This window comes from Allobosea sp. GW823-FHT01F03 (assembly GCF_058798075.1).
This window is the reverse complement of sequence record NZ_CM179505.1, coordinates 1,568,136-1,593,689: the sequence shown is the minus strand read 5'-3', so window position 1 is coordinate 1,593,689 and position 25,554 is coordinate 1,568,136. Positions and strand designations below refer to the sequence as shown.

At 65.7% G+C, this 25,554-nt stretch carries 24 protein-coding genes; 14 read left to right on the top strand and 10 right to left on the bottom strand.

Annotated elements, in window-relative coordinates; genetic code table 11:
* Positions 1-131: 131 nt before the first annotated feature.
* Entirely contained in the window at positions 132-2,096 is a 1,965-nt protein-coding gene (locus AC3RCC_RS07425) for a heavy metal translocating P-type ATPase (RefSeq protein ID WP_492258043.1), read from the top strand.
* Between the two features lie 314 nt (positions 2,097-2,410).
* Here the strand turns inward: AC3RCC_RS07425 and speB are convergent, their stop codons facing one another.
* Positions 2,411-3,472, bottom strand: coding sequence for an agmatinase (gene speB, locus AC3RCC_RS07420; protein WP_492258042.1), 1,062 nt, complete (start codon positions 3,470-3,472; stop codon positions 2,411-2,413).
* Between the two features lie 106 nt (positions 3,473-3,578).
* Here speB and AC3RCC_RS07415 point away from each other — a divergent pair, with 106 nt between their 5' ends.
* The 12 genes from AC3RCC_RS07415 to AC3RCC_RS07360 all read left to right on the top strand — a co-directional run bounded on the left by AC3RCC_RS07415 (position 3,579) and on the right by AC3RCC_RS07360 (position 13,662).
* A complete protein-coding gene (locus AC3RCC_RS07415; RefSeq protein WP_291634502.1) occupies positions 3,579-4,505 on the top strand; it encodes a LysR substrate-binding domain-containing protein in 927 nt (308 codons plus the stop codon).
* A gap of 362 nt (positions 4,506-4,867) precedes the next feature.
* Positions 4,868-5,488 (top strand): GntR family transcriptional regulator, encoded by a 621-nt coding sequence (locus AC3RCC_RS07410; RefSeq protein WP_492258041.1) that lies wholly within the window; start codon positions 4,868-4,870, stop codon positions 5,486-5,488.
* Positions 5,488-6,015: an ureidoglycolate lyase gene (locus AC3RCC_RS07405; RefSeq protein ID WP_492258040.1), complete on the top strand. Its 528-nt coding sequence runs from the start codon at positions 5,488-5,490 to the stop codon at positions 6,013-6,015. The genes AC3RCC_RS07410 and AC3RCC_RS07405 overlap by 1 nt, the downstream gene beginning before the upstream one ends.
* On the top strand, positions 5,927-6,913 hold the full coding sequence (locus AC3RCC_RS07400) for an allantoinase PuuE (RefSeq protein ID WP_492258039.1): 987 nt from the start codon (positions 5,927-5,929) through the stop codon (positions 6,911-6,913). Before AC3RCC_RS07405 ends, AC3RCC_RS07400 begins: the two co-directional genes overlap by 89 nt.
* Complete coding sequence (locus AC3RCC_RS07395; protein WP_492258038.1) at positions 6,846-7,814, top strand: substrate-binding periplasmic protein; 969 nt, start codon at positions 6,846-6,848, stop codon at positions 7,812-7,814. Before AC3RCC_RS07400 ends, AC3RCC_RS07395 begins: the two co-directional genes overlap by 68 nt.
* A 77-nt stretch (positions 7,815-7,891) precedes the next feature.
* Positions 7,892-8,566, top strand: coding sequence for an amino acid ABC transporter permease (locus tag AC3RCC_RS07390; protein ID WP_492258037.1), 675 nt, complete (start codon positions 7,892-7,894; stop codon positions 8,564-8,566).
* Positions 8,567-8,578: 12 nt separating this feature from the next.
* Complete coding sequence (locus tag AC3RCC_RS07385; protein WP_291634492.1) at positions 8,579-9,250, top strand: amino acid ABC transporter permease; 672 nt, start codon at positions 8,579-8,581, stop codon at positions 9,248-9,250.
* 10 nt (positions 9,251-9,260) lie between these two features.
* Positions 9,261-10,250, top strand: a complete 990-nt coding sequence (locus tag AC3RCC_RS07380) for an NAD-dependent epimerase/dehydratase family protein (RefSeq protein WP_492258036.1) — start codon at positions 9,261-9,263, stop codon at positions 10,248-10,250.
* On the top strand, positions 10,247-11,020 hold the full coding sequence (locus tag AC3RCC_RS07375; RefSeq protein ID WP_291634488.1) for an SDR family NAD(P)-dependent oxidoreductase: 774 nt from the start codon (positions 10,247-10,249) through the stop codon (positions 11,018-11,020). The genes AC3RCC_RS07380 and AC3RCC_RS07375 overlap by 4 nt, the downstream gene beginning before the upstream one ends.
* A 19-nt stretch (positions 11,021-11,039) precedes the next feature.
* Positions 11,040-11,807 (top strand): amino acid ABC transporter ATP-binding protein, encoded by a 768-nt coding sequence (locus tag AC3RCC_RS07370; protein ID WP_492258035.1) that lies wholly within the window; start codon positions 11,040-11,042, stop codon positions 11,805-11,807.
* A gap of 19 nt (positions 11,808-11,826) precedes the next feature.
* Complete coding sequence (locus AC3RCC_RS07365; protein WP_492258034.1) at positions 11,827-12,525, top strand: alpha/beta hydrolase; 699 nt, start codon at positions 11,827-11,829, stop codon at positions 12,523-12,525.
* Between the two features lie 567 nt (positions 12,526-13,092).
* Positions 13,093-13,662, top strand: a complete 570-nt coding sequence (locus AC3RCC_RS07360) for a flavin reductase family protein (protein WP_492258762.1) — start codon at positions 13,093-13,095, stop codon at positions 13,660-13,662.
* An 88-nt stretch (positions 13,663-13,750) separates the two neighbouring features.
* On the opposite strand, the gene AC3RCC_RS07355 is transcribed toward AC3RCC_RS07360, so the two are convergent.
* The 9 genes from AC3RCC_RS07355 to AC3RCC_RS07315 form a co-directional block, all read right to left on the bottom strand.
* On the bottom strand, positions 13,751-14,905 hold the full coding sequence (locus tag AC3RCC_RS07355) for a MalY/PatB family protein (RefSeq protein WP_492258033.1): 1,155 nt from the start codon (positions 14,903-14,905) through the stop codon (positions 13,751-13,753).
* Positions 14,906-15,053: 148 nt separating this feature from the next.
* The gene (gene solA / locus AC3RCC_RS07350; protein WP_492258032.1) at positions 15,054-16,238 is read right to left on the bottom strand and encodes an N-methyl-L-tryptophan oxidase; all 1,185 of its coding nucleotides are present in this window, start codon (positions 16,236-16,238) and stop codon (positions 15,054-15,056) included.
* 10 nt (positions 16,239-16,248) lie between these two features.
* Positions 16,249-17,172 (bottom strand): ABC transporter substrate-binding protein, encoded by a 924-nt coding sequence (locus tag AC3RCC_RS07345; RefSeq protein ID WP_492258031.1) that lies wholly within the window; start codon positions 17,170-17,172, stop codon positions 16,249-16,251.
* A 68-nt stretch (positions 17,173-17,240) separates the two neighbouring features.
* The gene (locus AC3RCC_RS07340; protein ID WP_492258030.1) at positions 17,241-18,185 is read right to left on the bottom strand and encodes an ABC transporter substrate-binding protein; all 945 of its coding nucleotides are present in this window, start codon (positions 18,183-18,185) and stop codon (positions 17,241-17,243) included.
* Positions 18,186-18,232: 47 nt separating this feature from the next.
* Entirely contained in the window at positions 18,233-20,002 is a 1,770-nt protein-coding gene (locus AC3RCC_RS07335) for an amino acid ABC transporter permease/ATP-binding protein (RefSeq protein WP_492258029.1), read from the bottom strand.
* A 26-nt stretch (positions 20,003-20,028) separates the two neighbouring features.
* Positions 20,029-20,556, bottom strand: coding sequence for a GNAT family N-acetyltransferase (locus tag AC3RCC_RS07330; RefSeq protein ID WP_492258028.1), 528 nt, complete (start codon positions 20,554-20,556; stop codon positions 20,029-20,031).
* 14 nt (positions 20,557-20,570) lie between these two features.
* On the bottom strand, positions 20,571-21,749 hold the full coding sequence (locus AC3RCC_RS07325) for a M20 aminoacylase family protein (protein ID WP_291634468.1): 1,179 nt from the start codon (positions 21,747-21,749) through the stop codon (positions 20,571-20,573).
* Positions 21,746-23,098: an LLM class flavin-dependent oxidoreductase gene (locus tag AC3RCC_RS07320; RefSeq protein WP_492258027.1), complete on the bottom strand. Its 1,353-nt coding sequence runs from the start codon at positions 23,096-23,098 to the stop codon at positions 21,746-21,748. Before AC3RCC_RS07320 ends, AC3RCC_RS07325 begins: the two co-directional genes overlap by 4 nt.
* 29 nt (positions 23,099-23,127) lie before the next feature.
* Positions 23,128-24,099, bottom strand: coding sequence for an MsnO8 family LLM class oxidoreductase (locus tag AC3RCC_RS07315; protein ID WP_492258026.1), 972 nt, complete (start codon positions 24,097-24,099; stop codon positions 23,128-23,130).
* A gap of 439 nt (positions 24,100-24,538) precedes the next feature.
* Between AC3RCC_RS07315 and AC3RCC_RS07310 the strand changes: the two genes are divergently transcribed.
* Positions 24,539-25,465, top strand: coding sequence for a LysR substrate-binding domain-containing protein (locus tag AC3RCC_RS07310; protein ID WP_492258025.1), 927 nt, complete (start codon positions 24,539-24,541; stop codon positions 25,463-25,465).
* Positions 25,466-25,554: the final 89 nt, after the last annotated feature.

The window sequence follows — 25,554 nt, the reverse complement described above, 5'->3', positions numbered from 1 at the left end:
GCGCGAAGAGTGCATCAGGCATAGATTAGAACAATTCTAATCTATGCCACGTCCCAAGACCGCCTGGCACCGATCACGTATTGGAGGGGGTGTTGCCGCGTTTCCGATTGAATCTCCCGGTCGTTCTCACCATGGCCACGGTGATTGGCCTCGTGCTGGCCGTATCGGGCCACTGGATCCTCGGGGGCGAGACTGGGGCACGAGCCGCCCTGGCCGGCACGGCCCTCGTCTACCTGGCCGGCGGCGTGCCGGCCGGCTGGCGGGCCCTGACGGCGCTCTCACGCGACCATGTCCTCGATATCGATCTCCTGATGATCGTCGCGGCGATCGCCGCGGCAGTCGTCGGCGCCTCGCTCGAAGGCGCGATCCTGCTGACGCTGTTCAGCCTGTCGACGACGCTCGAGGAACGGGCCATGGGGCGCGCCAAGCGTGCCATCGAGGCCTTGATGGCGCTGCGGCCGGAAACGGCCTTCCGCAAGATGCCGCATGGCGGGGTCGAGGAAGTGCCTGCGGCCGATCTGCGGATCGGCGATTTGCTGATCCTTCGCCCGGGCTCACGGGTTCCGGCGGACGGCGTGGTCGTCTCCGGCCGGAGTGCGCTGGACGAATCCACGATCACCGGCGAGTCGATGCCCGTCAGCAAGGAGCCGGGCCAGCTGCTTTTCGAGGCGACCGTCAATCTCGATGGCGTGCTCGAGCTGAGGGTCACCAAGACGCTGGCGCAGAGCACGGTCGCCCGGATGATCGCGCTGGTCACGCAGGCTCAGGCGGCGAAGGCGCCCTCCGAACGGTTCAGCGCGTGGTTCGGACAGCGCTACACGATCGCGGTGCTCGCCGGCTCCGCCGCCGCGCTCGCTGTCTTCCTCTGGCTCGGAAACAGCTGGGAGATCGCCCTTTATCGCGCCGCGACCATGCTGGTCGCGGCAAGTCCTTGCGCAGTCGTCATCTCCGTGCCGGCCGCAATCCTTTCGGCGCTTGCGGCGGCAGCTCGCGGAGGCGTTCTCTTCAAGGGCGGCGCGGCACTGGAGACCCTGGCCGATGTCAAGGTCTTTGCGTTCGATAAGACCGGAACTTTGACGGCAGGACGGGCCAGCGTGACGAACGTCGTCGCTCTCGACGGGAACGAGCGCGACCTCCTGTCGACTCTCGCCAGCCTTGAGGCCCATTCCGAGCATCATATTGCCGATGCCCTGCGCCGCGAAGTCGCGCGGCGCGGGCTGCCGATCCGTGAAGTGCGGAACGTGAAAGCGCTGCCCAGCAGGGGGATCACGGGAGAAGACGATGCCGGCCCGCTCTGGGCAGGGAACCGCCGGATGGCGGAGGCCATGGGCGCAGCACTGGATCACGAGGCGCTAAGCGCACTGCACAACGCAGCCGAGACCGTGGTCTATCTGGGGCGTGGCAACCGCCTCCTCGGCGCCGCAAGCGTCGCCGACAAGCCGCGCGAAACCTCCGCGGCCGCGCTCGCCGCGCTGCGGCGAAGCGGCGTCGAAACAATTCTCATGATGACGGGCGACAGACGTCCCGTCGCGCTGCGGATCGGTGCGGAGCTGGGCCTGAGCGGCGACGAGATCCATGCGGAGATGCTGCCCGAGGACAAGGTCAGGCTGGTAGCCGCGGCAGCGAAACGACGGAAAATCGCGTTCGTCGGCGACGGCGTGAACGATGCGGCCGCGCTGGCGCGTGCCGATGTCGGCATCGCCATGGGCGCGGCCGGCTCCGAGGTGGCCCTTCAGGCTGCCGACGTCGCCCTCCTCTCGGAAGACATGGAGCGGCTCGCGGCGGCGCACAGACTGTCGCAGCGAGCCGCACGGATCATTCGCCAGAACCTAATGTTCGCGATCGGCGCGATGCTGCTTCTCGTCACCGGCGCCGCCTTTTTCGACCTGCCTCTGCCATTCGCAGTGCTCGGGCACGAGGGCGGGACGGTTCTCGTCGTTCTCAACGGCCTGCGGCTGCTGAACGATCCGATCCGGGTTGTTTCGCGGGCCGGAGCGCAGACGACCGGAAACAGGCCGGCCTCAGCACCGCACCGCGCCCTGCTCGGTGGGCAAGTCGCCGTGGACACGAATAGCGATCAGGCGACACCGGCCTGACATGCCCTTGCGCCGCCGATCGCGAAACCCACAAGGCTGCGCCGGTCATCCTACTAGACGAGGCCAGCGCCGCGCTCGATGCCGAGAACGAGGCCGCAGTACTGGAGGCATTGATCAGCGCGACCCATCTGGCGGAGACATCGATCGGGCATGATCTACCGGGAAAGCTGATGAAATCCGGGCGACTTACCCTTTCGCGGCCAGACCAATCCCCAGCGCCGGCGGCAGGCCGGGCCACCTCGCCCGGCCGATGCCGCCCCCGTAGGCGGAAGGAAGCACAGGCCGGCCTCCAAGCCTTGCTTGCCGGAAGCCGATCAAGCGCGATCCGCCTCGCGGAGCGAGGGGCTGAACAAGATGAGGCTCAGAATCTCGAACAGCATCTGGGCCGCGTTATGGGCCGTGTTGCTCGTCGCGTCATAGGCAGGCGCGACCTCGACGACATCGCCGCCGACCAGATTGACGCCCTTCATCCCGCGCAGGATCTCGAGGGCTTCGCGGTTTGTGAGCCCGCCCACCTCCGGCGTGCCGGTGCCCGGGGCGAAGGCCGGATCGAGGCTGTCAATGTCGAAGGAGAGGTATGTCGGCCCATCCCCCACGACAGCTCTCGCCTTCTCGATGATCGCCGGCAGGCCGAGCCCGGAAATCTCCCGGGCAGGGATCACCGTCATCCCCGATATCCGGGAGAACTCCCAGATGTACTCGGCCGAGCCCCGGATCCCGATCTGAATCGTCCGGGTGGGGTCGAGCACGCCGTCGAGCACGGCGTTCCGGAACGGGCCGCCATGGTGAAAGCGCTCGCCCTCATAGACGCCACCGGTGTCGCAATGGGCGTCGATATGGATCATGCCGACAGGGCCGTGGCGGCCGAGAACCTTCAGGATGGGATGGCTGATCGAGTGGTCTCCACCGACCGAGAGCGGGATGACGCCGGCATCGACGATCCTGCCGATATGGCGCTCGATGTCCTCATGGCTCGTCGCCAGGTCGAACCTGCTGCGAAACGGCACGTCCCCGATATCGGCCACGCGCATTTCGTGGACCGGGGCGCAGGCGAGCGCGTCGTTGTAAGGCCCGATCCGCTCGACCGTCCGCAAGGCGCGCGGGCCAAACCGCGAGCCGGCCCGGTTGGTCACGGCGAGGTCCATCGGGATACCCAGAAGCGCGACCTGCAACGCGCCGAGGCGCTCCGGGCTTTCGACGAGGTTCAATGCGGGCGCATCCAGCAGGGTCGGAAAACCCGCATAGGGGAATTCGCGCCGGTCTCCGTCCTTGAAGATCAGGTCGGCGATCCGCTGATAGGCCGGCGTCTCCATTGCCCCGCCTGAGGCCGTTCCGAACCGGCTCCGGAGCGCCGCAAGATCATCGGAGTTCCACATTGTCGCTGGCTCCCTGCATCCATGACGATGGCGAGTGGTCCAGACAGATTGCCTGCGAGAAAATCTATTGCAATTGAGAATATCAGCAGGTCTATGATGAGAAAAATTGGCAGATCCGATGCGCCGTCGACCTCTCCTTCTCAACGCGCTCAGAACCTTCGAGGCCGTTGCCAGGCATGGAAGCCTCACCGGCGCAGCCGGGGAGCTGCATGTCACGCCGAGCGCGGTGAGCCATCAGTTGCGGGCGCTCGAGGCCGGCCTGCGGATAAGCCTGCTCGAAAAGGGAAAGCGGAAAGTCAGCCTCACGCGAGCGGGCGAACAGCTCTATGCCGACAGCGCCGCAGCCTTCGATATCCTGTCCGGCTCGATAACGAAGATCGAAAAGCCGATATCGCACGGAAAGCTCTGCGTGGGCTGCGTTCCGGCCTTCCTGTCCTACTGGCTGATGCCGAAGCTCGAGGCGATCCGAGCGCATCTGCCTGATGTCGAGGTCCGGTTCGTTTCCACGAGCTCCTCGGGCCCGGATGTCGGAAAAGGCGACGTCAACATCCTGTACGGGGACGGCGACTGGCCGGACATGTGGGTTCATCTGCTCGCGGGCCTGAACCTCTTCCCGGTGATCAGCCCGCATCTCGCCGGCCGGCTTCCGCTCCGATCGATCCGCGATCTCGACCGGCACGTGCTCCTGCACGCCGATGACGGGGCGGAATGGCAGAGATGGCTGCAATCCTCGGGCGTGCGGGGAAGACCTTACGCCCGGCAATATCTTCCGGATGCCCAGCTCTCTCTCGAAGCGGCCATCTACGGTCAGGGCGTCGCCCTGGGAGACGATCTCACAGCGCGGCACGCCCTCGATACCGGGCGGCTCGTCGCCCCGTTCGCCGCCAGCGTTCCTGCGAACCGATCACTGTATCTCGCCTGCCCGAGCGGCACCCAGGAAGCGCCCATCGTTGCGGCATTTATCAGTTGGCTGCTCGCGGAGCTCCAGGCGAACCCAGATGGTGAAAGACAGCAGGGTTCCAGGTCGAGCTAGGCTGAGGCGCTCCCCCCCTGGCTCGCCACGGCGTGCTGTTCAGGACAACGGCCGAGACGTTCGCCACAATCGCGATCGGAACCACATCATCTCGGCGCCGCATCCGCTTCACCTGAGTGTCGCACACTGGGGATCGGCGGCGTCCCATCATCCCATGTCCAAGCCCGGGAGGCGTGACCTCCGCGCCTGAAGACTTGCTGACGCCGGCGCTCACACCAGCCTGACGGCAGCGCCTCACTCAGGAACTTGACAGCGGCGCGATCTGGCGCTCTCTTGGTATCCCAAGAGAATAATCCATGAATGCCATAGAGGATCGAGTGCCTCCCATCCCAAAGCCTCCAGCCCCGCCCGCCGCCTCGAGCGTGACCGAACGCACCTATGAAACGATCCTTCGCTGGATCGAGAACCGGGAGATCGGCGCGGGATCCGTGCTCGACGAGAGGCGCATCTCGGAGGCGCTAGAGGTGTCAAGAACGCCGCTGCGCAACGTTCTGAGCCGGCTGCAAGGCGAGGGATATCTCGTGCGCCTGGCGAACGGCACGATGGTCGTCAGGGATATAGGCGCCGGCGAGGTGCTTGAGCTGCTCCTGGTGCGCCGCCTGCTGGAACCAGAGGCCGCGGCCATGGCCGCGGGTCGGATTCCTGCCGCTGCCTTGCAGGCCGCACGCGACCATGTCGACGATCCCGCGGCCGATCACAACGACACCAATACCTGGCTGAAGGGCGACGAGGTCCATGACCTCATCGCGAAGCACTGCGGCAACCGCTCGCTCGCCCTGATGATCGGCGAGGCCCGCAGGCGCATCCGCCTGTCGCATATCGAACGGGTTCCGGGCCGCACAAGCCATGCGCGCGAAGAGCATCTCGCCATCATCGACGCGCTCGGCGCCGGCGACGGCAAGGCCGCGCAGGAGGCGATGTTCCGCCATCTCGAGAATATCCGTGAAGGGTTTCTGGCTGCCTTCGGACGGGGAGCCCTGTGATGGCGGCCGGTCCGATACAGATCGAGGTCGCGCCTCTCACGGCCGAAGGCTTCGCCCCCTTCGGAACCGTTGTCCTGCATTCCGGGACGGCCCGCCGCCACTACGTCCCGCGCGCTTTCGAACGCACCGACGAGGCCGGACAGCCGACCCTATGGGTCAGCCAGGTGGCGGCCGCAGTGACCCTACCCCTGATCGTCCGCCACCTGGAGCGCCATCCCTTCTCCGCACAGACCTTCCTGCCGCTGCGCGGCGTGGAGCATCTCGCGGTGGTTTGCCATTCCGATGCCGAGGGTCGGCCCGATCTCGGGACGCTGCGCGCGTTCCTGGTGCCCCAGGACCATGGCGTGACCTATGGCCGCGACGTCTGGCACCACGGCTTCACCGCGCTCGACCAGCCCGCCGAATACGCCGTGGTCATGTCGCTGACCGGCCGGAACGATGACGACGTCTTCCTCGATCTCGATCGCCCGGTCGAGATCCGTAGCCCGGCGCCTGCCGTCGTGGGAGCAAGCCATGTCCAGCCTTGATCATCTGCGTCGCGACTTTCGCGGCTATGGCGCCGAGCCGCCCCATCCGCAATGGCCCGGCAATGCCCGCCTCGCGCTGAACATCTGCGTCAACTACGAAGAAGGCGGCGAGCCCTCCGTTCCGGACGGCGACGCCACCAGCGAGAGCGGACTGACCGAGGGCGGAACCTCCGGCTACAAGGGGCGCGACCTCGCGGCCGAGTCCATGTTCGAATACGGCAGCCGGGTGGGTTTCTGGCGCGTCGACCGGCTGCTCGCGGAACGCGGCATGACCGCGACGATCCTCGGATGCGCCCTGGCGCTGGAACGCAACCCGGAAGTCTGCGCTCGCATCCGCGCTCGCGGATACGATGTCTGCTCCCATGGGCTGCGCTGGGAACATCATCAGGGGATGAGCGAGGCGGAAGAACGCGAGCGCATCCGCAACGCCACCGCGAAGCTGACGCACCTCTTTGGCGAGGCGCCGCTCGGCTGGTACTGCCGATACGGATCGAGCACCAATACACGTCGCCTCCTCGTCGAACATGGCGGGTTTCTGTACGACTCGGACGCCTACAACGACGAATTGCCGTACTGGACCGAAGTAGACGGCAAATCTCACCTCGTCGTGCCCTATGGCCTGGTCAACAATGACGCGAAATTCATTCGCGGCGGCATGTCGACCGGAAGCCAGCTCTTCGAATATCTGCGCGACACCTTCGACGTGCTCTACCGGGAGGGCGCGCAGGCGCCCAAGATGATGTCCGTCGGACTGCATCTTCGCCTCGTCGGCCACCCCGGCCGAGCGGCCGGGCTCGAGCGCTTTCTCGACCACGTCGCCAGCCATCCGGATGTCTGGGTCTGCCGCCGCGCCGATATCGCGCGCCACTGGCTGGCCACCCATCCGGCAAGGCCCTGATCCCGACCCAGAACAACAATTGAGGAGGAACCCCATGAAACACTTCAAGAACCTGACAGTCGCGGCAGCGGCTCTGCTTGGCGCGACGCTCTTCGCCGGCAGCGCCTCCCTGGCGCAGGAAGCCGATCACCCGGCAAACGCGCCGCTGGTCGTCGGCACCGATTTTGGCGTGGCCCCCTGGATGGTCCGCGGCGCGAGCGGCCCGGAGGGATTTGGCGCCGACCTGATCAACGAAGTCGGCAAGCGCCTCGGTCGCCCCAAGGTCGAGATCGTCGACATTCCCTTCTCCGGCCTGTTCGCCGCCCTGTTCGCAAAGCGGATCGAGTTCACGGTCAACCCATTGAACATCACAGCGGAACGATCCGAGCGGATGCTCTTCACCGAGCCTCTGTTTGCGACCGGCAACGGCTTTCTCGTTCGCACCAGCGATGAAATGAAAGGCTTCGAAGACCTGAAGGGCAAGGCGATCGCCGTCAATCGCGGCACGATTTCCGACACCTGGGCCACGGCAAATGCCGAGAAATACGGCTTCGAGGTCCAGCGCTACGATGCTTTCCCCGACACCGTCCAGGCGCTCATTACGCGGCGCGCCTTCGCGGCGCTCAACGAGATCCCGACGGCCGTCTACGCTGCCAAGCAGAACAAGGCGATCAAGGTCGCCTTCAAAGACTATAACGGCCGCAATTTCGGATATGCGTTCCGGAATGAAAGCAACGTATATCGCAACAAGGTCGAAGACATCCTGCAATGCATGAAGCTCGACGGCACGATGCGGAAAATGCACGAGAAATGGTACGGTAAGCCGGACGACGGCTCCGCGATCGATACCGTCTATTTCGGCTACGGCGCCCCCGGCTTCAAGGGCTTCGAAGCCACGCCCAGCGCGCTCAACTGCAAGTAATCCTGGCGTGAAGCACGCAAAATCCACCGCGGCCGGGCTCCGTTCCGGCTGCGACGGACCTTGGGCGGACATCTGTCATGGATAAGATCGTCGAGAACTACTTCAATCTTCAGGTCATGGCCGAGGCCTTCCCGACGGTCCTCGGCGGATTTGGCTTGACGGTGCTGGTCTCCGTTCTAGTGATCATACTCGGCATCGGCGTCGGGCTGGGCTTCGCCGTTCTGCACTGCATGAATAGCAGGGCCCTGAGCGCGGCGATCGTCGTCTATGTCGATCTTTTCCGGACGCTGCCCCAGCTCGTCGTCATCATCTTCGTCTATTTCGGCCTACCCTATGCCGGCCTGGCCTTGTCGCCGTTCGCCACCACGGTCGTCGCCCTCGCGTTGGTGCTCTCCGCCTTCGCCACCGAGATTTTCCATTCGGCCATCAGGGCGGTGCCGCGCGGGCAATGGGAAGCTTCCGAAGCGCTCGGATTCACCTATTTTCGGGCACTGTTCCTCATCGTGCTGCCACAGGCCATCCGCCTGGCGATTCCGCTCCTGACCAACCGTGCGATCGCGATCAGCAAGGGAACTGCGCTGGGCACAGCCGTCGCCCTGCCGGAAACCCTTGGGCAGGCGCAAAGCGTGATGGCGATCGTCGCCAACCCCTCCCCCCTGACGCTGGCGGCCGCCTTCTACCTCACCTTCTTCATCCCGCTGGTCATCGCCAGTCGCTGGGTCGAACGCAAGTTCAGCCCGCGCAGCCGCTGAGGTACAGGCACGATGGACATCTTTCTCGAGAACTTCTTCAACGTCGATTCTCTGATCCAGATATACCCGCTTCTGGTTCAGGGCCTGGAGCTGACGCTCCTGCTGGCCATCGTCACTCTGCCGCTCGCCGTGCTCTGCGGCCTGCTGATCGCGATCCTGTACAGCTTCCACATTCGCTGGCTCAATATCCTGCTGCTGATCTACGTCGATGTGCTGCGCTCGTTTCCAGTCATCGTCCTGCTGGTGCTGATCTTCTACGGACTGCCGTTCCTGGGCCTCAAGCTCGGCAGCTTTGCCGCCGTGGTAATGGCCATAACCGTCAACAACTCCGGCTATTATGGCGAGATTCTGCGCGCAGGCGTCGAATCCGTACCCAAGGGCCAAAGGGAAGCCGCCCACGCCCTCGGTTTCGGCCCGATCCGCACAGTGGTCTACATCATCCTGCCGCAAGCGATCCGAAACGTCCTGGCGCCCCTGGCGAGCAACTCGCTCGAGCTCGTGAAAACCACCTCGATCGCCGCCCTCGTCGCCCTGCCCGAATTGCTGCGCTCCGCCCGTGTGGCACAGGAACAAACCTACAATCCGACTCCGCTCACGGCCGCGGCGCTGATCTTCTTCGTCCTGCTTTGGCCGTTTGCCCGCTGGGTCGCGAAGCTCGAGCGGCGCACCATGATCGTCCGCTGAGGGATCTGCCATGACCGTTCTTATCACCGGAGGCGCAGGCTTCGTCGGCCTTGCGATCGCCGAGCAGCTGCTCGCCTGCGGCGAGGACATCGTCCTCTTCGATACCCGCCAGCCCCCGCCCCACGCCCTGAAGCAGTTCGGGCAGGCGGCAAGGCCCGTACTCGGAGACGTGACCTGCGCCGACGATATCCGTCGGGCGCTTGCCGGCTGCCCGATAGACCGCATCGTGCATACGGCGGCGATCACCGCCGGGCCGCAAAGGGAAAGGACCGACGCGCGCAGCATCGTCGACGTCAACCTGAACGGGACTCTGAACGTTCTGGAGCAGGCGCACGAGCATGGCGGGATACGGCGCCTGACGATGCTCAGCTCCGTCGCCGTCTACGGCTTCTCGCCTCCTGGCCTGTCGGGCACCTATGAGGAGCAAAGCTCCTGCCCTTCGCCCGCTTCGCTGTACGGCATCACCAAGCTCGCCTCCGAACAGGCTGCCCTGCATCTCGGCGGCCTGTATGACATCGATGTCCGGGTGGTGCGCCTGGGGCCCGTCTTTGGCCCTTGGGAACATCGCTCCGGCGCGCGCGACGCGATGAGCCCGCATCTGCAGATCCTCGATCAGGCTCTTGCCGGGCAAGAGGTCGTGCTGCCGCGCCCGATGGCCGCGGATTGGATCTACTCGCGCGATGCGGCCTCCGGCATCGTCGCGGTTCTCTTCGGCCAGACCTTGCAACGGCGGATCTACAATATCGGCGCTGGCAGCACGACCGACCTACTCGAATGGTGCAGCCATATCGCCCGGCACACGGGCCTTCGCTACCGCCTCGCGGAGGCCGGCGAGCCGGCGAGCATCGCCTACAATCTCAAGCAGGATCGCCCGGCCCTGAGCACCGCCGCCCTCGCGGCCGACACCGGGTTCTCCGCCCGGCGCGAGCTCGCTGCGGCGGCGAGCGAATATCTCGACTGGACGCGCCAGCTTGCGGCGCTCGGGGAGGCACGGCCATGACCAGGCTTTCGGGCAAGGTGACGATCATCACCGGGGCTTCATCCGGCATCGGGCGGGCCATCGCCCTGCGCTTCGCATCGGAAGGCGCACGTCTCGTGCTCGTCGATCGGACGGAAGAGGTCCGCGAGGGTGGCGAGCCGATCGAAACGGTGCTTCGCCGCGAAGGACACGACATCGCCTTTCTGAAGGCCGACGTCGCCACCGAAGAGGATGTCGAAAGGGTGGTCGACGAAGCGACCCGCCGTTTCGGCCGGCTCGACGTCCTCGTGAACAACGCCGCGATCGGCGTCGGCAAGCCGCTCGTCGAGACCAGCCTCGCCGAATGGAACAGGGTTCTGGCGGTCAATCTGACGGGGCCGTTCCTGATGGCGCGCGCCGCCGTCAGGCAGATGATGACCCAGGAGATCCGCAACGAGGCTCGCGGCCGGATCGTCAATATTTCCTCGCAGCACGGCATGATCGCCGCTCCGGAGGATATCGCCTACGGAACCTCGAAATCCGGGGTCGTCTACATGACCCGGCAGATCGCCGCCGACTATGCCAGACACGGCATCATCTGCAACGCCGTGGCTCCCGGCAAGATCCTGACGGGCAAGACCGGCCGTGCAGTCGAAGAGCGCTGGCTCGAATACTCCCGCAACCGGACGCCCTGGCCGCGCTTCGGCAGGCCGGACGATGTTGCGAGCGCCGCGCTGTTCCTGGCCTCGGACGAGGCGAACTTCATCACCGGGGAGAATCTCCTCGTCGACGGCGGCTGGATGGCGAGCTAGGCTTCTAAGGAACGAAACGATGACGACATCGACGCTGGCGGCAGCCGACACCGCTCCGATGATCCGCCTCCGCGGCGTGAGCAAATGGTATGGCGACTTTCAGGTTCTGAAGAAAATCGACTTCGAGGTCGCGCGCGGCGAGCGCGTGGTGATCTGCGGGCCGTCCGGATCAGGAAAATCGACCCTGATCCGTTGCATCAACCGGCTCGAGGACCATCGCGACGGTGAGATCCTCGTCAACGGCGTCACCCTGGACCACAGCATGCGCAGTGTTGCCGCCGTCCGGCAGGAGGTCGGCATGGTGTTCCAGCAATTCAATCTCTTCCCGCACCTCACCGTCCTGCAAAACCTCATGATCGCCCCCGTGAAGATCAAGGGCGTCAGCAAGGACGAAGCGGAGGCGACGGCGCGCGAATACCTGCTGCGTGTTCGCATTGGAGAGCAGGCGGACAAATACCCTGGCGAGCTCTCCGGCGGGCAGCAGCAGCGCGTGGCGATCGCACGGGCGCTGTGCATGAAGCCGACGGCCATGTTGTTCGACGAGCCGACCTCGGCCCTCGACCCGGAAATGATCAAGGAGGTCCTCGACGTGATCGTCGAGCTCGCCGGTCAGGGCATGACCATGGTCTGCGTCACCCACGAGATGGCTTTCGCGCGCACCGTCGCCGACCGCATCCTGTTCATGGACAAGGGGGAGATCGTCGAAGAGGCGCCTCCGGAAGCGTTCTTCACCAATCCGCGAAACGAGAGGACGAAGGCCTTCCTCGGGCAAATCCTCCATCGCTAGCCAGCCTGGGGAGGCTCGCTTGATCCGCTGCCAGGACGGCAGCTTCGAGGCCACGGGCGAGACGCTGCGCTACACCTGGGTAGCGCCCAGCGGCAGCGCGACGGGGCACATGCTGTATCTGCACGGCGGCGGCTCGGGGAACCGCAAGCGTATCGGCTATCTTGCCCGGGCCTTGGCGGAGCGGGGCGTCTCGACCTTCGCCTTCGACTTCTCCGGCCATGGCGAGAGTTCCGGACAGATCTCCGGATCCAGCCTCAGGCTACGGCTCGACCAGGCGCGTGCCGCGGCCGCATTCATGGGCGAAAGCGAGCCCAGCATCGTCATGGGCAACAGCATGGGCGGCTATGTGGCAGCCGAGTTGCTCGCATTCCTGCAGCCGCGTTCGCTGGTGCTCTCCTGCCCCGCCCTTTACGTGGCGGAGGCATTCGATGTGCACTTCGATCATCATTTCACTGAGGTTCTGCGGCAGAGCCGGGATTTCGCGAATGCCCGCCCTCTCCCACTCCTCCGCACATTCCGTGGAAAAGTGCTCCTCGTCACCGCCGGGCAGGATCACGTAATTCCCGCTAGCGTGATCGAAGCCTATCGCCGAGCCATCCCCTCGGCCATGCTCGATCACCTCGATCTTCCCGACGCTCCCCATCAGATCCATCCATGGGCGGCTCGAGATCCCATCCGCGTTCGCCTGCTGGCCGACAAGATCGTGGCAAGCTCGTAGGGCTCATGGCGGCGAGAAGACGACCCGGGACTCTCGGGAGATTGTCGCTGAGCCGAGACCCTGATTTGCCTCCGGATTTGAGCCGAGGCCGTCAATCAAGGAGGCGGACTAGACGAAGGCGGAAGGCGGTGGCTCCTGCCTGCACGGTGCATGCGGCAAGCCGCGTCGGGCGTGCCTGGCCTTGAAGATCGACCGCTCGACGGCGCGCTGCAGGAGCGCCCGTCCGGTTGATGCCCATTGCGCGCTTGGAACGACACGCAGACGGCGGTAAGTCATTCTCTTTATAGAACAACAAATTCCCACAAACCGGACTTATAGCCACTCGATATCGGCGCAAAGTGCATATTTTCTACCGTATCTCCGATCGAGAGAATACATTGTTTCGACATTTCATTCTTTAAAAAGAACATTCTTGTTGACGTCAGAACTTGTCTGAGCGAGTTTTTTACCGACTTTGACGAGACGCCAGCCAGAAACGGCGTGGCCTTCCGCCGGTCGATTACTCGATCAAGCGCGCCGTCGGCATTCGGCATGGCGCGCTGAAACGGAGCTAGCCTTTTGACCATCATCCCGCTCCACACCAGGGCAGCTCTCCGGCAGCAACCTGCCTCGCCCGATACCGCCACGTTTCGCGCAGCGCTGCGTCGGCTCGTCGGTGGCGTCAGCGTCGTCACCGTCGGGCGTGGCGAGGACCGCACCGGCCTGACCGCAACCTCGGTGTCGTCCCTTTCGGCCGAACCGCCGACGGTGATGTTCGGGCTCAACCTCGCATCGTCGAGCTTTCCCTTGCTCGGCCGACACCGCGCCTTCGGCGTCAACTTCCTGACCGCAGCCCAGGCCAAGGTCGCGGATCGCTTCGCTGGCCGTGGCGGCGAAAAGGGCGCGGCCCGCTATGCCGGGGTGGAGTGGAGCGAAGGCCCGACCGGAGCTCCGCTCCTCGTCGGCGCGCTGGCCGCTCTCGACTGCGAGGTGGAGGATCTGATCGAGCGGCACTCCCATGCGATCGTCATTGGCCGCGTCCGCGAGATCCGGCTCGGCAGCGAAAACGCCGCTCTGGCCTATTGGCGCGGCAATTACGAGCGGCTGGGCTGGTTGCCGGAGGAGGCCTCGGCCGCGCTCGGCCTGCGTTCCGACTGATATTCGCCAGCCAAGCGCCGGCTTAAGGCCGCCGCGGAGGCGCAAGATCGGAGGCGGCCGGAATACCGCCGCCCCGCCGTGAGGGAACTCAGTTCCCGGCATTCCGCGATAGGGCAGCAGCCATGCGCTCGACCGCCTGCGTCAGCGTCGCTCGCGTGCAGCCGAAATTCAGGCGGACGAACTGCTCGTATCCCGCCCCGAAAACCTCCCCGGCATAGAGTCCGAGCTTCGCTTCCTCGAGAAAGAAGACATGCGGCCTCTGCTTCAGGCCCAGCGCGCTGCAGTCGAGCCAGGCCAGGAAAGAGGCCTCGGGAGGATGGTAGCGGATGTCCGGGATCAGCCGCCAAAGCGCGCGGCCCAGGTGATCGCGGTTCTCCTGCAGATAGTCGAGAAGCGCCGCGCGCCACGGGCCGGCGTCGCGATAAGCCGCCAATGTGGCTTCGAGCCCCATCAGATTGACACTGTCGACCATGCCGCTGCGGGCCGCGTTGAAGGCATCGCGGAGCTCGCGGTCGGTGATGATGGCAAAGCCGGTCTTGAGTCCCGGGATGTTGTAGGTCTTGCTGGCGGACATGAGCGTGATGGTCCGCTTCGCGATCTCCGGAGCGAGGCTCGCGATCGGAACATGCGACCGGCCGTCGAAGACGAGATCGCAATGGATTTCGTCGGAGATGATCAATGTGTCCCCGGCCTCGCAGGCCGCGGCGATGAAGGCGAGATCGTCCCGCGCGTAGACATGGCCCGTCGGGTTGTGCGGGTTGCACAGGAGGAACGCGCCAGCCCCGGCCAGCTTTTCCGCCAGCGCGCCGCGATCCAGCCCGTAGCCCTTCTCGCCACGGACGAGCGGCACATGAAGCGCCTCGAGGCCCCAATGGCTCGGCGCATCCAGGATGGGCTTGTACATCGGCGTCTGGATCAGGATCTTTTCGCCGGGCGAGAGGCTCGCCTTCAGGGCCATGTTGAAGCCGGGCTCGATACCCGGCAGGAACACGATGTCATCGGGCGCGATCCGCCATCCGAACCGCCTGTCGAGATCGGCCACGATCTGCTCGCGAAGCTGGGATTTGGCGACGGCATAGCCGAATACCGGATGGTCGAGCCGCCGCTTCAGCGCCGAGACGATGTCAGGAGCGACGGCGAAATCCATGTCGGCGATCCACATGGGCAGGACGTCGGCCGGATAGCGGCTCCATTTCGTACTGCCGGTCTCGAGGCGGTCTGGCGCGAGGTCGAAGTCGTACACGGGATCGATGCTCTCTGTGAAAGGTTGGCGGCGGCCGGCCATGCTCTATCTCCGGCACCCTGGACCGGGCGAAGGCCGCGAGGCTCTGCCTATCGTGATCGAGCACCAGGCCGGATGCTCTTCCGGCCTCGGCTCGGCGATATGTCGGCTAGGCAGCAACGTCAGGAAGCGGCGCATGGCCGAACCGCGCCAGTCCGAAAGCCGCGAGATCGATGCGGCTTGCGCCATCCAGAAGCCGCTGGCTGACGGCCTCACCGATCGCAGCCGAGTGCTTGAAGCCATGCCCCGAGCAGGGCGAGACGACGAGCACACGCTCACATTGCGGCCATTGGTCGATGATGAAGCCGTTATCCGGAGAAACCGTGTAGAGGCAGGTCTTGCGGCGCGATTGGTCGACGCGCAGGCCTTTCAGCCGCCCGGCGATGGAACGCGCATAGAATTCACGCGACTCCTCCTCCTCGCTCGATCGATCAAAACCATCCGGGTCGACGCTGCGGGTCTTCTCGCCATGGGCCAGCTTCACCGAGCCGTCGAAGGCGGGAAAGCCGTAAAAGCCCTCTTCCACGCCGTGCCCGTAGGACCAGATATAGACCGGCGCCTCGCCCCATCCGGCCGGAGCAGACGGCTCGAGCGCATACCAGTGCAGGATTTCGCGCGTGGGGCGCAGCAGCCCGGAGACCTGCGGCCCCAGCAGCCGGCCAGCCCAGGCGCCGGCGCTGACCACGACGCGGCCCGCGAGGATCCTGCCCTTGCCGGTCCTGATCTCGACATGACCGGCGTGCGGGACGATCGCCTCGACCCGCGTGTCGAGCACCAGCCGCGCTCCGGCTGCGGCGGCGAGCCGAAGCTGCGCCGCGACGCAGCGCTCGGGACGCAGGTACCCACCTTCCGGCTCGAAATAGACCCGGTCCCCGTCCGCGACGTTCAGCCAGGGATAGCGGCGGCGCGCCTCTTCGGGGGCGATCAGCTCGTGTCGCGTGCCGCTGCGCCGAGCCACGGCGAGCGTGCGCTCGACATAGTCGGCTGCACCGGGCTGCGAAGGCTCGCTCGATATGGCCAGGAAGCCGACCTGCCCGAACAGGCTTTCGCCAGTCCGGCCCTCCAGCTCCTTCCAGATCTCATGCGAGCGCTTCACCAGTGGCGCCAGTGTCGTGCCTTCGGCCACGCCGAGGCGCGTGACGCGCGTCTCGCCATGGCTCGAGCCGAACTCGTGCGGCGGATGGAACTGATCGATCCCGAGGACGTCTGCCCCGCGCGATGCAAGCTGAAACAGGGCCGCCGATCCCATGGCGCCGAGGCCGAGGACGACGATGTCCGCCGTTTGAGGGCTCATGATCGCGCCCTCAATATTTCGGCAGGCCGCGGGGATTTGTCTCGGGCTTTTCGAGGCGTTCCTCCTCGACACCCCAGCGCCTGAGCGCCGCATCGAAGGTGCCGTCCCGATAGGCGCCTTCCAGGGCGAGCGTGATCGCCTGGGCCAGCCCAGCGCCCTTGCGCGTCGCCACGGCGACGTCCGACCTTTCCGGCCAGCCCGCGCTCAGCACGCCTACGCGCCTGATGTTCCTGTCGCGCTGCTGGATGAAAAGCAGCTGCGCGTGCGGCTGCACGATCACGTCGGCGCGGCCCGAAGACAACGCCAGCAGGCGATTGGCCTCGTCGTCGAAGGTGATGAGCTCGATCGGCTTCAGCCCCGCCGCAAGGTTCTGCTTGCTCCATTCGAGCAGGATGCGCTCCTGATTGGTGCCGCCCCCCAGCACGATGCGCAGCCCCGCGGCATCCTTTGGCTCGGCGATCTTCCCGACCTTGCTGTCGGCCTTGACGAAGAAACCGTGCAGGCCCGCGCGATAGCTCGAGAAATCGAACTTCTCCTTGCGCTGCTCCGTGACGCCGATGTTGGAGATGGCCGCATCGTATTTTCTGGATGCGACACCAAGCGGCCAGTCGGCCCAGGGCGTGGGAATGAGCTTGAGCCTGAGGCCGAGGCTGTCGGCGATGAGCTGCGCGACATCGGGATCGGCGCCGACGAGGGTCGCGGAATCCGTCGCATAGGTCGCCAGCGGCGGCGTGCTCGCATTGGTCGCCACGGTCAGGATACCGGGCTCGACGAGCCTGGCGTCCCCGGCGATGGCGGCGATCGCCGCGGGATTGGGCTGCGTACGAGGCCGGCCAGGCTGTTGCGGGCTCAGATCATAGACGCTCTGCGCCGAGGCGAGCGTGGCGAACGCAGCGATGGCGGCGGCGGTCAGCGCCGCCTTGCGGATGAACATTGGTTTGCTCCTTGAAAGGAGCGGGCCGCCGGCTTTGAGCGTCCCGCATCGCGGTTTCGCGGTTCGCGTTAGCTCCTGGGGAGCCCAGGCGGGTTGGTGCGCGAGACCTCGATTGCCTCCGGCGCGAGCCCCCAGCGCGCCAGCGACTTCTGGTAGTTGCCGTTCTTGATCTGCGCGTTGAGCACGGCGGTGATCGCTTCGGCGAGACCGGCGCCCTTCTTCGTCGTCACCGCGATCTCGGCGATCTCTGGCCAGCCCCCCGAGAAGGAGCCGACGAGGCGGGTGGTCCCGATCTGCGCGGATTTGAAGCCGAGCGTGCCGTTGGGACCGAAATACGCGTCCGCACGGCCGGATTCCAAGGCCAGATAGAGCACGACGTCATCGTCGAAATACTGCACTTCGGTGGTCTTGAGGCCCTTGGCCTCGTTGGCCTTGATCCAGCGCAGCAGGATCTGTTCCTGGTTGGTGCCCGAGCCGACGATGACCTTGAGGCCGGCGACGTCCTCCGGCTTGGCGATCTCCTTGATCGCGCTCTTGCTGCCGACATAGAAGCCGAGTTGGTCCTTGCGATAGGTCGAGAAGTCGAACCGCTCCTTGCGCTGTTCGGTGACGGTAACGTTGGAGATCGCCGCGTCATACTTGCCCGAGGTGACACCCAACGGCCAGTCGGCCCAGGCCACCTGCACCACCTCCAGTTCGAGACCCAGCCCGTCGGCGATCAGCCGCCCGATATCGGGCTCGGACCCGACGATGATCCTCTGATTGTCGGTCGCATTGATGCCGAAGGGCAGGCGCTGGCCGGTCGTTGCGATGGTGAAGGTGCCGGGCTTGGCGAGCTTCACGTCCTTGCCGAGCAACTTCACCGCTTCCGGCACGAGCTCGGCGCGCGGCTGCGCCTTCTGCACGGAGGTCAGATCGAACTGCTGCTGGGCGAAAGCCAGCGAGGGGGCGAGCGCGACAAGGGCGACGAAGCCGAGCGCAACGCGGCGCGGCATGGCGAGGGAATGCGTCATGAGCATCAGCCTTTCAATCTTCGGAGAGAACGCGTGTTGGAGGGGGATCAAAGGACCTTCGCGAGGAATTCCGCCGTACGCGGATGCTCGGGTGCGCCGAGCACCTTTTCGGGCGCGCCGACCTCGACGATCCGGCCGGCATCCATGAAGACGACCGTGTCGGCGACTTCGCGGGCGAAACCGATCTCATGGGTGACGATGACCAGCGTCGCGCCGGAGCGGGCGAGTTCCTTGATGACGGCGAGCACTTCGCCGACCAGCTCCGGATCGAGCGCGGATGTCGGCTCGTCGAAAAGCAGCGCCTTGGGCTTCAGCGCCAGGGCGCGGGCAATCGCGACGCGCTGCTGCTGGCCGCCCGAGAGCTGGCGCGGATAGGCGTTCACCTTGTCGAAGAGGCCGACGCGGGCAAGCAGTTCGCGGGCGGCGGCTTCCGCTTCGGCGCGGGCGACGCCGCGCGCATTGACCGGCGCCTCGACGATGTTCTCGAGCGCCGTCAGATGCGGGAACAGGTTGAAGTTCTGGAACACCATGCCGACATCGACGCGCCGGCGGAGCACCTCTCGCTCCTTCAGCTCGTAGAGCAGCTCGCCCTCCTGCCGATAGCCGATGAGCTGGCCGTCCAGCGTGATCACGCCGCGGTCGAGGCGTTCGAGATGGTTGATCGAACGCAGCAGCGTCGACTTGCCGGACCCGGAGGGGCCGATGATCGCGGTGACCGATCCGGACGGCAAGGTGAGCGAGACGTCGTCCAGGACCTTCAGCTCGCCGAAGCTTTTCGAGACGTTCCGGATGGTGATCTCACCCCCGCGACGCCAGGCCAGCGGGGCGGGATCCACCGGCGCGGCGGAAGCGGCGGCCGGCGGCACGGCGGGAACGGCCCGGCGCGCGAGACGGCGCAGCAACGGATCGAAGATCGAAGGCGGGAGATGGCGGAGCGCGCCGCGGGCATAGTAGCGCTCGATCTGCGTCTGGACCAGGGAGAGGACGGTCAGGATGACGAGATACCAGACCGTCGCCACCATCAGCAGCGGGATCACCTCCAGGTTGCGGCGGTAGATCACCTGTACGGTGTAGAACAGTTCCGGCAACGCCAGGATGTAGACGTTGGAGGTGCCCTTCGCGAGGCCGATAATGTCGTTGAAGGCCGTCGGGATGATCGAGCGCATCGCCTGCGGCAGCACGATGCGGAAGAACTGCCGCTGCCGCGGCAGGCCGAGGGCCGCGGCGGCCTCATGCTGGCCCTGGTCGACGGAGAGCAGCCCGCCGCGGATGAACTCGGCCGAGAAGGCGGCCTGGTTCAACGTGAGGCCCAGCACTGCCGCCATGAAGGGGCTGATGAGCTGCGTGGTGGGATAGGAAAAGAAGTTCCAACCCGTGAAGGGCACGCCGAGCGAAACCGTCTCGTAGAGATAGCCGAGATTATTGAGGATCAGCAGGAGCACGATCAGCGGGATTGAACGGAACAGCCATACGAAGGTCCAGGACACCGCGGCCAGAGGCACCGAGCCGGATAGCCGTGCCAGCGCCAGGAGAGCCCCGATGGAGAAGCCGAAGAGCGCACCAAGCAGCGTCAGCAGCAAGGTGCGGCCGAGCCCCGCGATCACCGGCTCGGAGAAGAACCATTCGGCGAAGACGTCCCAGCCCCAGCGCGGATTGCCGAGCACCGAGTTGACGACCGCGAAGACGAGGACGAGTGCGAAGGCTCCGCCGACGAAGCGCCAGGGATGACGGGCCGGCACGATGCGCAGGCCGGCCGCGTCGAGACGCGGCTGGGACAGGGGCACGGCGGCCGCAGAGCCGTCGACGGCGAGAGACATGTCAGGTTCCTCTTCGGGATTTGGGCTCAGGCCGGGAGGGCGGCCGCATCGGCCAGCGCGCTCAAGGGCGTGGCGAGCCGCTTGCGGAACGACAGAAGGCTGAACTTCGTGGCATCGACGTTCAGGTCGAATTGCGGCTCGTAGGCGAGCGACCGGTAGAGCCGCACGGCTTCCGGCTGGCGGCTGCCGGTCGTCAGGTAGAGGTCCGTGTAGCCCTGCAGCCGCGCGAGCCGTTCGAGTTCGATGACGACTCGCGCCGCAAGCCCCTGCCGCCTCAGATCGGGCCGCGCCCAGACCCGCTTGACCTCGGCCGTCGCCTCCTCGGCATGCGGCATGAAGGCGCCACCGGCGATCGCCTCGCCGGCACGCAGCACGAGCAGGAAGCGGCCGCGGGGCGGCAGGAAGAGCTCGGGCGGATAGCGGTGCAGCTCGACGACCGCCGGGTCGCGGCCGGGAATGTCGCCATAGCGGCCGTCATATTCACGGATGAGGCCCTGGATCAACGGTTGCGCCAGCGGATCGGCCGGGCTGGTCGAAAAGAACTGATCGGCCATCGGATCTCCCTCGCTCAGGCCAGAAATCGCTCGGCGAGACGCGTCCAATAGGTCGCGGCCGGCGCGATCAGCGCGTCGTTGAAATCGTATCGGGGAGAATGGAGCGGCGGGCCCTCCCCAGCCCCGATGAAGAGGAAGGCGCCGGGGCGTTGCTCCAGGAAATAAGCGAAATCCTCGCTCGCGGAGCGTGGCCGCAGATGCTCGATCACCCCGGCTGCGCCGAAGGTGGACAGGGCGGCCTCCCGCGCGAAGCGGGTTTCGGCGGCGTGATTGACCACGGCCGGCATGCCGAGCCGGTAATCGACGTCGGCCTTCGCGCCGAAGGCGGCGGCCTGGGCTTGCGCCAGCGCCGGCAGCCGCTCGGCCAGCAACGCGCGAACCTCGGGCGTGAAGCTGCGGATCGTCGCCTGAAGCTCGACCGAATCCGGGATGACATTCGACGCCGTGCCGCCATGGATCGAGCCCACCGTGACGACGGCCGCGTCCAGCGGATCGATATTGCGCGAAACGAGGCTCTGCAGCGCCGTGACCAGATGGGCGGCTGCCAGCACCGGATCGACGGTCTCGTGCGGCGCGGCGCCATGCCCGCCCTTACCGGCCACCGTGATGACCGCCTTGTCGACCGCTGCCATGGCCGGCCCGTCGGCGAAGCCGAAGACGCCCTCGGGCACGCCCGGCCAGTTATGCAGGCCGAAGATCCCATCCACCGGGAAGCGCTCGAACAACCCGTCACGGATCATCGCCCGAGCGCCGACGCTGATTTCCTCGGCCGGCTGGAAGATCAGCCGCAGCGTGCCGTCGAAGGACTTTCTCAGGGCGAGCGCACGGGCGGCCGCCAGCAGGATCGTCGTATGCCCGTCATGACCGCAGGCATGCATCACGCCTGGGCTCCGGCTCGCATAGGGCAGGCCTGTCGCCTCGGCGATGGGCAACGCGTCGAAATCGGCACGGATGCCGATGGCGCGCTGGCCGGCCCCATTGCGCAGGGAGGCGACGACTCCCTCTCCGCCGATGCCCGTCTCGACCTCGTAGCCCCATTCGACGAGCAGCTCCGCGATCCGCCCCGCCGTCTGCCGCTCCTTGGTCGAAAGCTCCGGATTCTGGTGGAAATGGCGCCGCAGCGCGACGAAGCGGTCGAGCTCCGCCGCGACCTCCGGCGTGGTGAGCGGCGGGGCTCGAAACGGAGCGTTCATCGCGCCGTCGCCCGCAGCGCAGGCGCCTCGTTCTCGGCGTAGCGGCTCGGCTTGAAGGGCAGGCCGAGATGGTCCCGCAGGGTTTCGCCGGAAAGATCGCGACTGTAGCGGCCGCGCGACTCGAGTTCGGGGATCACCAGCTCGACGAAGTCGCTCAGCCCCTCAGCCGTCACCGAGAAGCCGAGAATGAAGCCGTCGGCTGCGCCCGCATCGATCCAGCGGATGATCTCATCCGCCACATGCGCGCCGGTGCCGATGAAGTTGGGCTTGGGCGTCGCGGCCTCGAGCGCGACCTCGCGCAGCGTCTGGCCTTTTTCCCGTGCGTTCTTCTTGATGCGGTCCGTGGTCGAGCGGAAGCTGTTCCTGCCGATCTCGCCCAGTTCCGGGAATGGCGCGTCGAGCGGGTACTGCGTGAAGTCGTGATGGTCGAAATAGCGGCCGAGATAGGCCAGCGCGTCGTCGATCGACAGGAGGTTCCGGATGACCTCGTACTTCGCCTGCGCCTCTTGCGCCGTGCGGCCGACGATCGGGCCGATGCCAGGGAAGACCTTCACATCGTCGGCGCGTCGTCCATGCGCGACGGCCGCTGCGCGCACCTGATCACGGAAGGTCTTCGTCTCGGCGACGGAGGGCGAATGGGTGAAGACGGCGTCTGCGTATTTGCCAGCCAGCTTGATGCCGGCCTCCGATGAGCCGGCCTGGAAGATCACCGGCTGGCCCTGCTTCGAACGACCGATGTTGAGCGGACCTTCGACCTGGAAGAAGCGCCCCTTGTGATCAAGCCGATGCAACTTGGCGGGATCGAAGAAGCGGCCGGTCTCGCGGTCCCGCAAGACTGCGTCGTCATCCCATGAATCCCAAAGACCCTGCGTGACCTCGAGATATTCGTCGGCGATCTCGTAGCGCAGCGCATGCTCGGGATGCTGGCGGCTGTAGTTGTTGGCCGAGCCCTCGAGCGGCGTGGTGACGACGTTCCAGCCGGCCCGCCCCTTGGAGATGAGGTCGAGCGAGGCGAACTGCCGGGCGATCGTGAAGGGATCGGAATAGGAGGTCGAGACCGTGCCTGCGAGACCGATCTTCGTCGTCGCCACCGCCAGCGCCGACAGGATCGTCAGCGGCTCGAAACGGTTGAGGAAATGCGGGATCGACTTCTCGTTGATGTAGAGGCCGTCCGCCACGAAGGCGAAGGTAACGCCTGCCGCCTCGGCCTTCCGTGCCGTGTCGATGTAGAAGTCGAGATTGACGCTGGCATCGGCCCGGCCGGAGGGATGGCGCCAGGAATTCATGTGCCCGCCCGCGCCATGCAGCATGATGCCGAACTTTACGGGCTTCTTGTCGGTCGCGGTCATGGGGCGCCTCATTCCTTTCAGGTCAGCGGTCAGGCCGCGGCGCGGCGGGCGCCGGTGGCGATCAACTCGATGGAGAGCCGGCGCGCGGCGCCATCGGGAACCGGGTTGTCGAGCACGAACTCGTTCACGTCGAAGCGCGCTGCGAGCGCATCGAGTGCGGCGCGCACATCCTCGCCCGAGCCGGCGATGACGTGGGGCTGCGTCTCGCGGATGGTGAAACCGCTGTCGCCCGCCTGCCGCGCGAAGCTCTCGGCCTGCTCGCGGCTGCGCAGATTGACCGCGCGACCGTCCGACAGCGTGACGCGAAAGATGCGCGTTTCGCGCACCGCGTCCCGCGCCGAAGCTGCCGAAGCTGCCGCGAAGGCATGTACGGCCAGCGCCGGTGCGCGGCCCCCGCCGGCGCGATAAGCGCCGAGGCTGGCCTCGATCAAAGCCGCGTCGCCATTGAAATGGCCGGCGAAGACGAAATCCCAGCCGAGTCGGGCGGCAAGCGCACCGCTGTCCGGGGAACCGCCGAGCAGAACCCGCCGCGGCGCGACGCGCGGCAGCGGGCGTGCGAGTTCGCCGTTCAGATGTCCGTCCAGCTCCTCGGCCAGAGCGGCGAAATCGGGCGGAGCCGACTTGTCGAGGCGAGCTTGAAGCGCCTGGGTGGTCTGCGGCAATCCGCCGGGCGCCCTGCCGATCCCGAGGTCGACCCGGTCGGGCGCGAGCGCAGCCAGCAGCCTGAAGGTCTCGGCGACCTTGAAGGGGCTGTAATGCTGCAGCATGACGCCGCCGGATCCGACGCGAATACGTTCCGTCGATGCCAGAACCCACGCGGCCAGGATTTCCGGCGCCACGCCGGCGACCTCCGCGCTGCCATGATGCTCGGCCAGCCAGAAGCGATGATAGCCGAGCTTCTCCGCATGGCGTGCATAGGCGACGGTATCGGCCAGGGCACGTTCAGGGTTGGAGCCCCCGGGAATCGGGCTCTTGTCGAGAAGGCTCAGAAAATAGGTCATGTTCGGCTCCGCCGGCGCCGTGGAAAGCGACATGCGATAAATTACGCGTCGACCGGCAGGCGGAGTGAAACAAGTATTTCATCTTTACTTATCGAAATAGATCATAAGGCGAAGAAACAATACGTATATTCCCTTCACGCGCTTTCCAGCGGCAAGGCTATTCTCCGTTTCTCGCAAACTTTGCGATGAATAAGCCGCCGCCCCGGGCCTGAACGGTGCCGGAACCGATGGGGCCAAACGCCGGGGCGATGCTGCTCTTTGCAGAGCCGGTTCCGGCCGGATTGCCGCTTCGATGCCGCGCCTGGAAAAACCCATGCGTGTCAGGCCGTGACAGCGTCGTTTCGTTCTCCGGAAGCGGCCGATTTCGCAAAGACCCACTCGCGGGCGGGCCCTATCATGGCCGAAGAGCCACCAGGCCCGGACAAACGCCGCCAACCAGATGAATCTGCAGCAGTTTCGCATTCTCCAGGAAGCCGTCCGCAGCGGCTACAACTTCACCGAGGCTGCGGCGGCGCTGAACACCTCGCAATCCGGCGTGTCGAAGCACATCCGGGACCTTGAGCTGGAACTCGGCGTCGAGCTGTTCGAGCGACGCGGCAAACGCATGATCGGCCTCACCGAAGCGGGCCGCTCCGTCATCAGCTATGTCGAGCGCATCCTTGCCGACGCGATGAGCATCAAGCGCGTCACTGACCAGTTGCGCGATCCCGCTTCCGGTGAATTCGTGATCGCCACGACGCACACCCAAGCGCGCTATGCGCTGCCTCGCATCATCAAGCAATTCCGGGACGAGTTTCCCCGCGTGCGTCTCTCGATCCGGCAGAGCGAGCCCACCGAGATCGTTGCCCGCTTGCGCGAAGGAAGCGCCCATATCGGCATCGCCACCGAAAGCCTTGCCCAGGCGGCGGATCTGGTCGCCTTCCCCTACTACAGCTGGCGCCACATCGTCATCGCCGGCCGGAACGACTCGCTCGCCAGCCGCAGCGATGTCGGCCTGTCCGAGATCGCGGAGCGGCCGATCGTCACTTACGGCCAGGGCTTCACCGGGCGCCCGCTGATCGATGCGGCGTTCCATGATCGCGGGTTGAGGCCCGATATCGTCGTCTCTGCCATCGATTCCGACGTGATCAAGTCCTATGTCGCATTGGGGTTGGGCTTGGGCATCGTCGCCGAAGTCGCCTTTGATCCGGAATGCGATCCTGGTCTGGTCAAGATCGCCGACGGCCTTTTTCCAACAGCGACATCCTACATCGCAGCGCCGCGCGGGCGCTTCCTGCCCGGCTACGCCCATCGCTTCATCGAGCTGTGCAGGCCGGAGCTCGATGCGGGCATCGTGAGCAGAGCCATCGGCGCAGTGCCGACCTGAAGCCCGGAACACGCCATTCTCGAGTATAGAAAATCCAATCAACCGATAAAAAAAGGAACAAAACTCAATTACAATCTGCATATGAAAAA

What these genes read in the sequence shown, in the direction of transcription:
- AC3RCC_RS07340 (WP_492258030.1), bottom strand. Translation starts at nt 18,185, where the DNA reads ATGACGCATTCCCTCGCCATGCCGCGCCGCGTTGCGCTCGGCTTCGTC.
- solA (WP_492258032.1), bottom strand. Translation starts at nt 16,238, where the DNA reads ATGAGCCCTCAAACGGCGGACATCGTCGTCCTCGGCCTCGGCGCCATG.
- AC3RCC_RS07370 (WP_492258035.1), top strand. Translation starts at nt 11,040, where the DNA reads ATGACGACATCGACGCTGGCGGCAGCCGACACCGCTCCGATGATCCGC.
- AC3RCC_RS07395 (WP_492258038.1), top strand. Translation starts at nt 6,846, where the DNA reads ATGTCTGGGTCTGCCGCCGCGCCGATATCGCGCGCCACTGGCTGGCCA.
- AC3RCC_RS07390 (WP_492258037.1), top strand. Translation starts at nt 7,892, where the DNA reads ATGGATAAGATCGTCGAGAACTACTTCAATCTTCAGGTCATGGCCGAG.
- AC3RCC_RS07330 (WP_492258028.1), bottom strand. Translation starts at nt 20,556, where the DNA reads ATGGCCGATCAGTTCTTTTCGACCAGCCCGGCCGATCCGCTGGCGCAA.
- AC3RCC_RS07425 (WP_492258043.1), top strand. Translation starts at nt 132, where the DNA reads ATGGCCACGGTGATTGGCCTCGTGCTGGCCGTATCGGGCCACTGGATC.
- AC3RCC_RS07345 (WP_492258031.1), bottom strand. Translation starts at nt 17,172, where the DNA reads ATGTTCATCCGCAAGGCGGCGCTGACCGCCGCCGCCATCGCTGCGTTC.
- speB (WP_492258042.1), bottom strand. Translation starts at nt 3,472, where the DNA reads ATGTGGAACTCCGATGATCTTGCGGCGCTCCGGAGCCGGTTCGGAACG.
- AC3RCC_RS07375 (WP_291634488.1), top strand. Translation starts at nt 10,247, where the DNA reads ATGACCAGGCTTTCGGGCAAGGTGACGATCATCACCGGGGCTTCATCC.
- AC3RCC_RS07325 (WP_291634468.1), bottom strand. Translation starts at nt 21,749, where the DNA reads ATGAACGCTCCGTTTCGAGCCCCGCCGCTCACCACGCCGGAGGTCGCG.
- AC3RCC_RS07320 (WP_492258027.1), bottom strand. Translation starts at nt 23,098, where the DNA reads ATGACCGCGACCGACAAGAAGCCCGTAAAGTTCGGCATCATGCTGCAT.
- AC3RCC_RS07380 (WP_492258036.1), top strand. Translation starts at nt 9,261, where the DNA reads ATGACCGTTCTTATCACCGGAGGCGCAGGCTTCGTCGGCCTTGCGATC.
- AC3RCC_RS07405 (WP_492258040.1), top strand. Translation starts at nt 5,488, where the DNA reads ATGGCGGCCGGTCCGATACAGATCGAGGTCGCGCCTCTCACGGCCGAA.
- AC3RCC_RS07315 (WP_492258026.1), bottom strand. Translation starts at nt 24,099, where the DNA reads ATGACCTATTTTCTGAGCCTTCTCGACAAGAGCCCGATTCCCGGGGGC.
- AC3RCC_RS07385 (WP_291634492.1), top strand. Translation starts at nt 8,579, where the DNA reads ATGGACATCTTTCTCGAGAACTTCTTCAACGTCGATTCTCTGATCCAG.
- AC3RCC_RS07335 (WP_492258029.1), bottom strand. Translation starts at nt 20,002, where the DNA reads ATGTCTCTCGCCGTCGACGGCTCTGCGGCCGCCGTGCCCCTGTCCCAG.
- AC3RCC_RS07310 (WP_492258025.1), top strand. Translation starts at nt 24,539, where the DNA reads ATGAATCTGCAGCAGTTTCGCATTCTCCAGGAAGCCGTCCGCAGCGGC.
- AC3RCC_RS07400 (WP_492258039.1), top strand. Translation starts at nt 5,927, where the DNA reads ATGACGACGTCTTCCTCGATCTCGATCGCCCGGTCGAGATCCGTAGCC.